The organism is Flavobacterium araucananum, from assembly GCF_002222055.1.
GTDB lineage: Bacteria > Bacteroidota > Bacteroidia > Flavobacteriales > Flavobacteriaceae > Flavobacterium > Flavobacterium araucananum.
Genome location: NZ_MUGS01000052.1, coordinates 1 through 12,705 on the forward strand (window position 1 = coordinate 1; position 12,705 = coordinate 12,705).

Sequence of the window (12,705 nt, forward strand, 5' to 3'; positions counted from 1 at the left end):
TTCTATGTGTTTATTTTTTTAAATTACATCCAACGGGGTAAAACATAATTTAAAAATACGCGTAAATGAAAAAAGTAATTTCGGTTTTAATAGTTTTTGTTTTGATTTCTTGTGGAGCAAAAAAAACAGCAGATTCAGGTTCTAAAATTTTATATGAAGTTTTGACAGAACAATCTGATGGTGGTGGGAATATTAAATTTTTTGAAATTTTGACGGAACCAAATGAAATCAAAATGTTAGAAAATGACCCTCTTTTGGCGGCCAAAATGAAACACGATGATATTAATAATTCCAATTATATTATCCTGAATATGGGGGAGAAAAATACCGGAGGTTATTCTATTGGAGTTGAAAAAGTAGAAGAAACAGATAAAAATATTATCATTACCGTAAAAGAAAATAATCCTGCTCCGGATGCAATGGTCCTGCAGGTTATTACTTATCCTTATACAGTGGTAAAAATACATTCGAAAAAGGAAATCATAATAAAATAAGGTTTTTGCTATAGCAGTAAGAGGAGTGAAAATCGTATTTGGCTGAACAAAAAAAAATCCTGTCGTTTGAAATGACAGGATTTCTTTTTACAATTATTTTTTACTTTTATTTAGAATCTAAATTTAACTCCTAGACCTACATCGAATCCAAAGTTGTCATCGTCATAGTATCCGGAACCAATTTCTGGTCTTGCATCTAATGATAGTGTAATTGGTGCTTTGTCAAAGGTATACTCGATACCAATATCTCCGGCAGCAAAAACATAAGTTCCGCTATCGTTAAATTTATTATTGTTTGTATAATAATCGTGATCCCATGCAGCGATACCAGCTCCAACACCGGCATACCAGTTAAAACCACCGTCGATGTTCCAAACCCATTGGTAAAGTCCAACTGCTTTTATAGCATCAACGTCACTACTGTTTCTCCATCCTAAATCAAACTCAAGTCTGTTTTTTTGACTTAATCCTCTTTGGTATGAGATTTCTCCACCAAAACCGTTATTGTCGCCTAAGCGTATTCCAAGTGCATTTTTTGCAATTTCTTGTGATTGAGCCGTAAACGCTAATCCTAATAGCATAATGGCAGATAAAATGATTTTTTTCATAAAAGGGGTTATTAATTTTTTTCAAATGTACAGTTACACACAATCTTCAAACGTATATTATTTTTGAAAATTGTTATATAATTCACATTTCATAAATAACCACGGGATATAAAAAGTAAAATTTCCCTTATAATTAGCGCGTTTAGCGATGCTGGAATTTATTTTTTCAGAATAATAGAAGAGATTAATTGAGAACTTAAAATATCTTCCATTTCAAAAAGATTTTCTTCTTCGGTAAAATTACTTTCTGCGTACGAGTATAATTTCCAACGTTTTTTATGGTATTCTAATGCCGTAAGGTTTTCGACCCAATCGCCGGAATTTAAATATAAGGTAGATCCGTGTTTGTTCTCTTTGGTAATAATTTTAGGTTCATGAATATGTCCGCAAATTACATAATCGTAGTTTTTTTCGATAGCTAAATCTGTTGCAGTAGTTTCGAAGTCAGAAATAAACTTAACCGCTTTTTTTACGCTTGCTTTTATTTTTTTAGAAAAAGAATAAGGCTCGCGTCCTAATTTTGCCAGGCACCAATTGACAAAGCGATTCATTAAAATTAAGTAATCATATCCTAATCCGCCTAGTTTTGCGATCCATTTAGAGTGTTGTACAGAAGCATCAAAAACATCTCCGTGAAAAATCCACGCTTTTTTATCGTCTAATTCTAATACTAATTTGTCGACCAAAGAAAAATTCCCCATGTTCATATCACTAAACTTTCGAAGGATTTCATCGTGATTTCCAGTGATATAATACACTTTTGTACCCTTAGAAGCCATTCCTATTACTTTTTGAATGACTCTTAAATGTGCTTTTGGAAAGTATGATTTTCTAAATTGCCAAGCATCAATAATATCACCATTTAAGACTAATGTTTTAGGTTTAATGCTTGATAGATAGTTGTTTAGTTCTTTAGCGTGACTTCCGTAAGTTCCCAAATGGACATCTGAAAGGATGACCAATTCGACATTTCGTTTTTTCAATTTTTCTTTTTTTGAAGTTTAACAAATAAAAGCAACTCTCGTCAGATTTGTTTTATCAAAAGGTTATCAATTTGGGTACAATTTTAATAAATTGTGATTTTTAAACTACTTAACCTTTACTTAATAATACTAATTTTAAATTTTTTAATTTAATTCATAAAACTTACATTTGCTCAAAACAAATTACAATGGCAGGAAATAGCTACGGCACCCTATATAAAGTTACTACATTTGGAGAATCTCATGGTGAAGCTTTGGGCGGAATCATTGATGGTTGTCCATCAGGAATAGAACTTGATCTGGAAGCAATTGAAGTTGAAATGTCTCGCAGAAAACCAGGACAATCAGCAATTGTAACGCAACGTAAAGAACCGGATGCGGTTCAGTTTTTATCCGGAATTTTTGAAGGTAAAACAACTGGAACCCCAATAGGTTTTATTATCCCGAATACGAATCAAAAATCTGACGATTACTCGCATATAAAAGACAATTACAGACCAAGCCATGCTGATTATGTATACGATCAGAAATATGGGTTTCGTGATTATCGCGGTGGAGGAAGAAGTTCTGCGCGTGAAACAGCAAGCAGGGTAGTGGCTGGTGCAATTGCAAAGCAAATGTTACCGGAAATTAAAATTAATGCTTACGTTTCTTCAGTTGGTCCAATACATTTAGATACGCCGTATCAGGATTTGGATTTTTCGAAAATAGAAAGTAATCCTGTTCGTTGCCCTGACGAAAAGTCGGCAGCGATTATGGAAGAATATATCCGCGATATTCGCAAACAGGGTGATACCGTTGGCGGTATTGTTTCCTGTGTAATACAAAACGTTCCCGTAGGTTTAGGAGAACCTGTTTTTGATAAGTTACATGCCGAATTAGGAAAAGCGATGCTTTCTATAAATGCAGTAAAAGGTTTTGAATACGGAAGCGGATTTTCCGGTTCTGAAATGAAAGGAAGCCAACATAATGATTTATACAATCCTGACGGAACAACAAAAACAAATCTTTCAGGAGGAATTCAGGGTGGAATCAGCAACGGAATGGATATCTATTTTAGGGTAGCTTTTAAGCCTGTTGCGACGATCATGCAAACTCAGGATTCATTAGATAATAAAGGAAACATTACACCAATGACCGGAAAAGGACGTCATGATCCCTGTGTTGTTCCGCGTGCTGTGCCTATTGTCGAGGCAATGGCAGCAATAGTTTTGGCTGATTTTTATTTGATCAACAAAACGTACTAATAAAGATTAAGACAGTGAGGGTCTTAGTATTTTAATCTAAAAAAACAAATTAATGCAAGAAGTTACAGAAACTAAAAAAAAATCATTCCTTAAAGGGTTAACAGGGCAAATTGTAATTGCAATGGTGCTTGGAGCAACTCTGGGAATTATTATCCATAATTCGATTTCAGAGGAAGCGGCACTATCGTTTAGCAATAAAATAAAAATGCTTGCGACTATTTTTATCAGATTGGTGCAAATGATTATTGCCCCTTTGGTATTTACTACTCTGGTAGTAGGAATTGCAAAATTAGGAGATATAAAAACGGTGGGCAGAGTAGGAGGAAAAGCTCTTGGATGGTTTTTTACGGCTTCTTTTATTTCTTTATTAATTGGATTGTTTTATGTAAATATTTTACAGCCGGGTGTTGGGTTAAAATTAGACCATGTAGATATGGCTGCTGCATCTGAAGTAACCGCTAAAACAAAAATATTATCTGTTGAGAATTTTGTAGAACATATTGTTCCTAAAAGTATTTTTGAGGCAATGGCTACCAACGAAATTTTACAGATTGTAATATTTTCTATCTTTTTTGGTTTAGCAGCTGCTTCATTAGGCAGTACTGTAAAACCCATTATAAATGCTTTTGACAAAGCTTCGCATATTGTTTTAAAAATGGTAAACTACGTAATGAACTTTGCTCCAATAGGAGTTTTTGGTGCCATTGCAGGTGTATTTGCTATAAGAGATGCAGAAGAATTAATTATAACCTATTTTAAATTTTTCGGATCATTTCTGGTCGGAATCAGTACATTATGGGTAGTCTTGATTGCTGTAGGGTATATTTTCCTGAAAGGAAGAATGACAGAGTTGTTAAAACGTATTGTAGGGCCATTGGCAATCGCTTTTGGAACAACAAGCAGCGAAGCTGTTTTTCCTAAATTAACAGAAGAATTAGAAGATTTTGGGGTAAAAGACAAAATTGTAGCTTTTATGTTGCCGCTTGGTTATTCGTTTAATCTTGACGGAAGTATGATGTACATGACTTTTGCAAGTATTTTTATCGCTCAGTTTTATGGTGTTCATTTAGATTTAGGAACACAAATGGCAATGCTTTTGGTTTTAATGTTAACCAGTAAAGGTATTGCAGGTGTGCCAAGAGCAAGTTTGGTAATTGTTGCCGCTACTTGCGGAATGTTTAAAATTCCCGTAGAAGGAATTGCGTTAATCCTGCCAATAGATCACTTTTGTGATATGTTCAGAAGTGCTACAAATGTTTTAGGAAATGCTTTGGCAACATCGGTTGTAGGAAAATGGGAAGATGATAAAGAGGGAGCAGAAACATCTGTAGAGTAAGTTTAATGTATTTTTTGCTGGAAAATATCTTAAATTTTTAGCAATATCTATATAAATAAAGAAAAGCTGTATTTTTATATGAAATACAGCTTTTTTTTATTTTTAAGTGTATATTTGATAAAACTAGCCGATTCATGCCCCAAATGCGGATTTTTTTATTACTATTATTTTGCCTGAATTGTTATGCCAATTCAGCAATTGCGCAATCTGAAACCATTTCGGAGGATAAGATCGCTTTACTCGTAAAAAAAGCCTGGAAAGATTATAAGGAATCTAATTTCGAAAAGTCACTAATTAATTCCAGAATAGCTTTGAATTATGCTACAGCTGCCAAAAATAATTTTTTGATTGCAAAATCGTATAAAATTATTGCAGGCAATTATAGTGAATTGTCAGAGTTTGATAAAGCAATTTTTTTTTACAACAAAGGATTGTTCTACGCTAATAAAACAGATAACGATTCTATAAAATACAGTCTTCACAATAATTTAGGAAATATCTACTGCTTCGAGAAAAAGCAATTTGATAAAGGAATAAAATTTTATAAAAAATCAATTGCTTACAGTTTAAAGATTAATAGTATGAGCCAGGTTTATTTTACGAACGTAAATATAGCCTGGGCCTATTTTGATGTTGGCGCATACAAAAAAGGATACCCTTATCTGAAATTTGTAAATATCAACAAAAATAAATACGGTTTTGAGTCTACAGAGATTGTTGTTAACATGCTTAACGCAATGTATTTGAGTAACCATAACGAATTTGATGCGGCAAATGCTTTTTTTATTAAAGCGATCGAAGCAGGTAAAAGTGGCTCCGAAAAATCAGATCTCTCCTATACACATTTAGAATACTCGAAATTTTTATCAAAAAATAAAAAGTACAAACAGGCTTACGAAAATCTGGCGGCATACAATAAAATTACCGAAGAACTATACAACCAGGAAAAGCTCAAGAAAGCGTCCAGTGCCGGTTTTAATCTTGAGCTGGATGAGTATAAACGACAAATTGATAAAATCGAGAGCGAAAAAGATTCGCAATATCAAAGTCTTAAAAAATCCAGAATAATTGTCATCTTGTTTGTGCTGATTTCGTTTATTCTTCTTTTGCTGATTATTACTTTGATTAAAAATATCAGATTCAAGAAGAAACACAATTTAGAGCTTCTGGAAGCAAAAGAAATTGCCGAAGATGCCTCATTACTCAAAACGCAATTTATATCGACTATAAGCCACGAATTACGTACTCCGCTGTATGGTGTTGTGGGGATTACAAATATGCTGCTCGAGGAACATAAAGAATTGTCGAGAAGTCAGCATTTAAGTTCTTTAAAATTCTCGGCAAGGTATCTATTATCCCTGGTCAATGATATTCTTCAAATTAATAAAATCGAAGAGAATAAAGTGATTTTAGAAAATCTGACTTTTAATGTTTCGGACGAAATTACGATGATCAAAAATTCTCTTTCTTTTTTATCTCAAAAAAATAACAATAAAATTTCTGTCTCGATCAGTCCCGGGATTCCGGAATATCTAATTGGCGATAAATTAAGGCTGGCTCAGATCCTGATGAATTTGGTTAGTAATGCATTAAAATTTACTAAAGACGGTGAAGTCGAAATTATTGTAAAACTAAACAGAACAGAAGGTAAAATATACTTTCTGGATTTTCTTATAAAAGATAACGGAGTAGGGATTGCGATTGTAGATCAGGGTAAAATTTTCGAAAAGTTTGTTCAGGTTGGCAGAAAAGATGAAGATTATCAGGGAACAGGATTAGGTTTAAGCATCGTTAAGCGATTGTTAGGTCTTTTTGGCAGTACAATTATGCTGGAAAGTACTATTGGCGAAGGAACCTCATTTTCGTTTGTAATTCCTTTTGAGTATGACCCGGAGAAGACCAGAAAAATTATAGATGAAATTGAAGTCGATCTGACTTCGAATGAAGTTTATAAAATTTTAATTGTCGAAGATAATCTCATAAATCAATTGGTTACGAAAAAGATAATCGAAAAAAATAATTATATCTGTAAAGTAGTTGATGATGGTTTTGCTGCTTTGGAAATGTTGGAAAGGGAAGATTTTGATCTTATTTTGATGGATATAAATATGCCGTTGATGAACGGGTTTGAAACTACCAAAAGAATTCGTTTAAAGGATATAAAAACACCTATTGTAGCTCTTACTGCTTTTGATAAAGACGAAATAACAGACGAAGCAATTTCTTCAGGGATAAATGATATAATTATTAAACCCTTTGAACCTGTTAAGTTGTTTAAGATTATAAGTTATTTAATAAATGAAGCAAAAAACGAGAAAAGTGTAAAAGTATAAACACGAATTTCACAAACTAAGTTAAGGATAAAAATCCGTGTCAATTTGTGCAATTCGTGTTTAGTTTTTTATACTATTTGGTTCTATACAGTAGGTTTAGTACCAGCGTTTTTTGTTTTGTTTGGAAGCATTCGATTTTCTCGATTTATGAGCACCACCACTTCGATTTGAGTTTTTAGGTTTTTCTTCTGTTGCTGCTGCTTCAGGGCTTCCTGCATGCCATTGATACGGATGATCTGTAATCGTTTTTACTTCTACTTTGATCAATTTTTGAATGTCTTTCCAGTACCCGTGTTCGTCTTTGCTACAAAATGAGATCGCAATTCCTCCGTTTCCGGCACGACCGGTTCGTCCAATTCTATGCACGTAAGTCTCCGGAATATTAGGCAAATCAAAGTTGATTACAAACGGCAACTGATCTATATCAATACCTCTTGCTGCAATATCTGTAGCAACAAGAACGCCAACTTCTTTATTTTTAAAAGCATCTAAAACGCGTTGTCTTGCATTTTGCGATTTATCACCGTGAATAGCTTCGGCAGGAATATCTTTTTTACGCAATGCTTTTACCACATTATCAGCTCCGTGTTTGGTTCTCGAAAAAACCAATACGTTTGATAATTCTTCGTTTTTTATTAAATGATACAGTAAATTTCTTTTTTCTGTTTTCTCTACAAAATAAACACGTTGTTCTACGTTTTCGGCTGTAGACGAAACTGGCGAAACCTCTACTTTTGCAGGATCTTGCAGGAACATTTCGGCCAATTCGCGAATAGCAATAGGCATCGTTGCAGAAAACAATAAGGTTTGTCTGTTTTTTGGGGTTAGTTTAACGATCTTTTTTACATCGTTTATAAAACCCATATCCAGCATTTGATCTGCTTCATCCAGGACCAAAGTATGTAAATGATCTAAATCAAGAAACCCCTGTTTCTGTAAATCCAATAATCTTCCCGGTGTTGCGACCAAAATGTCAACTCCGTTTTTTAGCGCATCTACTTGTGGATTTTGCGAAACTCCACCAAAAATGGTCAATTGACTCAGGTTCGTATATTTGGCATAAGTATCAAAACTTTGTCCAATCTGAACCGCTAATTCACGTGTTGGGGTAACTATAAGTGCGCGAATTACTTTGGCTTTTTTAGAGGAGCCTACAATTCGGTGTAATTGATGTATGATTGGGATTGCAAATGCAGCCGTTTTTCCTGTACCGGTTTGCGCGCAACCAATTAAATCCCTTCCTGCCAAAACAATCGGAATAGATTGTTCCTGAATAGGAGTAGGGTTTAGGTAGCCTTCTTCAAATACGGCTTTTTGTATACTTTTTGAAAGTGATAAATCTTCGAATAACATATCTTAGGTATTAAGAATTTAGTTTTAAGCACTAAAATTCTGTGCAAAGATAGGTTTATTCAGCCAATCGTTTATTTGAATCTTGTTTTATTTGGCAAATCAACTAATTTTCAGTTGGTAAACTTTCAAATTAATTATTCTTTTTCGTTATTGGCTTTGATAAAATCAGTAACCAGATACCCAATTAATTTGCCAATTAAGTTGTTGTTAGGCGAATCTGCCAAATCCGGAGCACCTTCGCAAATATGCAAATAGGCCGCATTTCGATGTTGTCCGAAAAAAGAAATAAACTGGCGCAATTCTTCTACAGAAAACCCACTGATCGTCATAGCACTACTGGCAATATTAGGAATGGCATCCAGATCAATTTCAATACCAAAAGAGTCTGTTTTTATAAACTCTAAAGCCAAAGCCATTTCCCTGTTAAAATCTTTTTCCTTGCGAATATTAACACTGTCATACGTATTATAGCGAACGCGGTCTTCTAATTTTTTTATAATATCCAGAACACTCTTTGAAGTATAGTTTTCGTGTAAGCCAAAAATGAAGTATTTTTTTAAGAAACCTTCTTCATAAGCATACGAAAAACCGTTTCCGCTATGACGGCCTTCCAGAATTCTAAAATCGGAATGGGCATCAAAATTAATGGCGTTGATTGGTTTTCCATTGGCCAAAGCCGAGCCTTTTATATTTCCGTAAGCATTATTATGTCCTCCCCCAATAATTATAGGAGTTTTCCCTGCTTTTATAATGTTAAAAATAATATGCGAAACTTCTTTATCAATTTTTTCAACAAGCTGGCTCAATTTTGAGCGGTCGTCGATATCATTAAAATCAAGATTTTCGACATCGCGCATTTCTTGTGCAACATTAATTTGCCCCAGAACAATAATCTGGCTTCCTTTAGAAAAACGATTGTGTTGTATGTTGGCAATGCTCTTTATAGCACTTTCCCAGGCAGATGCCGCACCAGGCCTGCCGTAATTGGCACGCACGCCAATATCTTCCGGAATTCCCAGGAGCACATATTTAGCTTCACTTTCTTTTAGAAAATTAATTTTATCAACTCCTTTCGGAATAATAATCATTTTTTCTCCAAACTTTATTTCACCACTTCGATGATTTGTGACTTTTGCTAAATCATTAACGGTAAAAGGAATTAATTTCTCCATGAAAAAATTTTATTTTCCAAAAATAATATAATTGTAGTAACTTACGTTATTACCTTATATTAATTCTTAAATTTGTTTTAAAGAAAATTTTTTAAATATGGAAAACCCAAAGAACAACAACTCAAGTCTAAAAGCGGTAATCGCAGTTTTAGCAGTCCTACTTATTGGTAGCTTAGTGTATATTTTTAAATTATCATCTGATACAGATGTAGTTAAGAGCGAACTTACAACCACCATGACAGAGAAAGAATCTGTTATGAAAGATTTGCAAGAGTTAAAAGCAACTTATGACGCTGCAATTGCTGAAAACACCTCAATGTCTGATGAACTTATTCAGGAAAGAGATAAAGTAGTTGCTCTAATGGATGATTTGAATAAATCAAAAGGAGATGTGTCTAAATTTAGATCTCAGGTTCAGGCAATGCAAGGCAAAATGAAAACTCTTGTAGCTGAAAACGACGAATTGAAAAAACAAAATGGTGTTTTGACAGTTCAGAGAGATAGTACTATTGTAGTTTTAGGAGAGTCTAAAAAATATAATGAAGTATTAGTTGGTCAAAACGAAGAATTGGCTAAAACTGTCGAAAAAGGAGCTAAATTATCAATTTTAAACACAAAAACTTCTGCTTATAAATTAAGAAGTTCTGGAAAACAAATTGAAACAGATAAAGCAAGCCGTGCTGACGTTTTGAAAATTAGTTTTACTATCGCTGAAAACCAAATCGCTAAGTCTGGAGACAAAACGTATTATGTACAGGTTATCGATGCTAAAAACAATGTTTTAGGAGAAAAGAAAACAGAAAATTTTGGTGATAATTCTTTAACATACAGTTTTAAAACTACTGTTAAGTATGAAAACAAAACAGTAAATGTTACAGAAGATTTAGCAGGTAAAGATTTTGAAAAAGGAACTTACTTTATCAATGTATTTGATAATGATGAATTAGTTTCTAAAACTAGTTTTAGTTTAAGATAATTCGCGTCGCTTAGGTAATAATACCACTAAAATATTAAAGGTCTGTGAAGTTTTTCACAGACCTTTTTTTATGGAATAAAGCGTTGTTTATTTTCGCTTTTTAGTTTGTTTTTCTTCTAGCTTTTTTAGAATTTTTTCTTGTTTTTTTGCTTTTATATCAGTTTTAGCTGCTTTTAAAGTGTTTACTTTAGCCATGATCTTAATAGTTTTAATTATAAAAATTGAATAAATCCGGATCCTGTATTTTATCTTTCAGTAAACCCGTTGGGTGTAATTACTTCGTCTGTTCGCTTCGCTTGGGTCAAAAAATATATATTTAACACATAGAAACATAGATTTTTTTAGCTAAAAGGAATGCCAAAAGAAATACATTTCTTTCACATCGCTAGGCTATGTGCATTTTAAACAAGTGAAACGCCTTTTTTAAAGATCCAAAAGCTATGTTTCTATGTGTTAAAATTAATTACACCCAACGGGTTTTTAGTAAATAAAACTTTATAAGCGAGTAGCATTCTCCGTAATTTTTTCGGAGATGAATGGGTAAAGAATAAAGTTATACAGGATTTAATAAGCACACTCGCAGGTGCTTAATAATTCGGGAAGATTTTTAATTTTAAGATAAAAGAACCCTTAATTATACTATTCATTTTAGTATAGAGATTTGCATTGGTTGTAAAAACATTTTGTTTCAAACCAAAGTTGTATAAGCCTAAAGATGTATAGAATAAATACATAAGAAAAAAGCTATAATTAAGAATCGTAAATATAGCCCCTAATTTTGTAATTGACAAATAAAAAGAATGACTTTGTCAGTATTTTAAGTAATTCTTTTTGAGGATTGTAGCTTGCAAAAAAGACTATAAAAAAAGAGGAGCTTAACTCCTCTTTTTTTATGCTAAAATTTCGCCTTCTACAAAAACACTTTCTATAAGGTTACTGCCAAATGCGTATGGAATTTGGTAATAAGAAGAGATTGGTTTGGTAAGAATCAGGTTGGCTTTTTTGCCTTTGGTGATACTTCCGTGGGTTTCTGAAATTCCCATTGCATAAGCACCATTTATTGTTGCTGCATTTATAGCTTCTTCAGGAGTCATTTTCATTTTGATACAAGCTGTTGCAACCACAAAATTCATATTTCCGGATGGAGTAGAACCAGGATTAAAATCTGTCGCTAAGGCAAGCGGAAGTCCTGCTTGTATCATTTCTCTTGCCGGTGTATACGGAATACTTAAAAAATAAGAACAAGATGGTAATGCTACAGGCATCGTTTGGGTATTTTTTAAAGCTTCGATATCTTCTGGTGTCATAATCTCAAGATGATCTACAGAAAGGGCTTTAAATTTAACTCCGGCTTGAATTCCTCCAATCGAATTAAACTGATTGACATGTATTTTGGGTTGTAAACCAAGTTCAATTCCTGCCTGCATGATTTTTTCTGTTTCTTCTACAGAAAAATAACCCGTTTCGCAAAACACATCAATATAATCTGCCAATTTGTTTTGAGCAATTTCAGGTAGCATTTTGGTAATAATTTCATCAATATAACCTGCTTTGTTGTCTTTATAATGTACCGGAAAAGCATGAGCGCCTAAAAAAGTAGCTTTTATAGAGATTGGATAATTCTCGCTCAGTTTTTTAATAACACGAAGCATTTTTAATTCCCCTTCGATTGTTAGCCCGTATCCGGATTTTATTTCTACAGCTCCCGTTCCTAAATGCATAACCTCTTCTAAGCGAATTTTAGACTGCTCATAGATTTCGTCTTCTGTGGTTTCGTTGAGTTTTTTAGCAGAATTTAAAATTCCGCCACCACGATTTGCAATTTCTTCGTATGAAAAGCCATTAATTCGATCTACAAATTCCTGTTCGCGATTGCCGGCGTACACAATATGCGTATGACTATCGCACCACGAAGGCAAAATAATTCGTCCGGTTGCATCAATAACTTTATCCGCCTGTAGTTCAGGAAGATTTTCCATGGATCCAAAATCAGCAATCAGATTGTCTTTTAAAACTAAAAAAGCATTTTTTATAGAAGGAAGAACTGCCATCTCTGCTCCGGAAACTTTAGAAACAGAAGTTTCACGAACCTGAAGCAATTCTTTTATGTTTTTGATAAGAGTGATCATTGTATGGGTTTAGTCTGTTGAAGTGCTTTTAATCTATTAAACTTAATTAATCTTAACACATAGAAACATAGATT

10 protein-coding genes are annotated in these 12,705 nt (G+C 33.5%); 5 read left to right on the forward strand and 5 right to left on the reverse strand.

Features of this window, described 5'->3' with window-relative positions; all coding sequences use genetic code 11:
- Nucleotides 1-65: 65 nt before the first annotated feature.
- Nucleotides 66-494 carry a protease complex subunit PrcB family protein gene (locus B0A64_RS19960; protein ID WP_089481249.1) on the forward strand — a complete coding sequence of 143 codons (429 nt, stop codon included), beginning with the start codon at nt 66-68 and terminating at the stop codon, nt 492-494.
- A 110-nt stretch (nt 495-604) separates the two neighbouring features.
- Here B0A64_RS19960 and B0A64_RS19965 read toward each other — a convergent pair whose 3' ends face one another.
- Nucleotides 605-1,102 carry a hypothetical protein gene (locus B0A64_RS19965; RefSeq protein WP_089481250.1) on the reverse strand — a complete coding sequence of 166 codons (498 nt, stop codon included), beginning with the start codon at nt 1,100-1,102 and terminating at the stop codon, nt 605-607.
- 158 nt (nt 1,103-1,260) lie between these two features.
- Nucleotides 1,261-2,085 carry a UDP-2,3-diacylglucosamine diphosphatase gene (locus tag B0A64_RS19970; protein WP_089481251.1) on the reverse strand — a complete coding sequence of 275 codons (825 nt, stop codon included), beginning with the start codon at nt 2,083-2,085 and terminating at the stop codon, nt 1,261-1,263.
- 188 nt (nt 2,086-2,273) lie between these two features.
- On the opposite strand from B0A64_RS19970, the gene aroC reads away from it, so the two are divergent.
- The 3 genes from aroC (at nt 2,274) to B0A64_RS19985 (ending at nt 7,001) form a co-directional block, all read left to right on the forward strand.
- Entirely contained in the window at nt 2,274-3,332 is a 1,059-nt protein-coding gene (gene aroC, locus B0A64_RS19975; protein WP_041518357.1) for a chorismate synthase, read from the forward strand.
- A 52-nt stretch (nt 3,333-3,384) separates the two neighbouring features.
- Nucleotides 3,385-4,668, forward strand: a complete 1,284-nt coding sequence (locus B0A64_RS19980) for a dicarboxylate/amino acid:cation symporter (protein ID WP_089481252.1) — start codon at nt 3,385-3,387, stop codon at nt 4,666-4,668.
- A 143-nt stretch (nt 4,669-4,811) separates the two neighbouring features.
- Nucleotides 4,812-7,001, forward strand: coding sequence for a response regulator (locus B0A64_RS19985; RefSeq protein ID WP_244285456.1), 2,190 nt, complete (start codon nt 4,812-4,814; stop codon nt 6,999-7,001).
- Between the two features lie 96 nt (nt 7,002-7,097).
- On the opposite strand, the gene B0A64_RS19990 is transcribed toward B0A64_RS19985, so the two are convergent.
- Together B0A64_RS19990 and B0A64_RS19995 are read right to left on the reverse strand one after the other, a co-directional pair.
- Nucleotides 7,098-8,354 carry a DEAD/DEAH box helicase gene (locus B0A64_RS19990; protein WP_089481254.1) on the reverse strand — a complete coding sequence of 419 codons (1,257 nt, stop codon included), beginning with the start codon at nt 8,352-8,354 and terminating at the stop codon, nt 7,098-7,100.
- 134 nt (nt 8,355-8,488) lie between these two features.
- Nucleotides 8,489-9,526 carry a formimidoylglutamase gene (locus B0A64_RS19995; RefSeq protein WP_089481255.1) on the reverse strand — a complete coding sequence of 346 codons (1,038 nt, stop codon included), beginning with the start codon at nt 9,524-9,526 and terminating at the stop codon, nt 8,489-8,491.
- Between the two features lie 97 nt (nt 9,527-9,623).
- Here B0A64_RS19995 and B0A64_RS20000 point away from each other — a divergent pair, with 97 nt between their 5' ends.
- Nucleotides 9,624-10,502: a hypothetical protein gene (locus B0A64_RS20000; RefSeq protein ID WP_089481256.1), complete on the forward strand. Its 879-nt coding sequence runs from the start codon at nt 9,624-9,626 to the stop codon at nt 10,500-10,502.
- Between the two features lie 890 nt (nt 10,503-11,392).
- On the opposite strand, the gene hutI is transcribed toward B0A64_RS20000, so the two are convergent.
- Complete coding sequence (gene hutI, locus B0A64_RS20005) at nt 11,393-12,631, reverse strand: imidazolonepropionase (RefSeq protein ID WP_089481257.1); 1,239 nt, start codon at nt 12,629-12,631, stop codon at nt 11,393-11,395.
- Between the last annotated feature and the right edge of the window lie 74 nt (nt 12,632-12,705).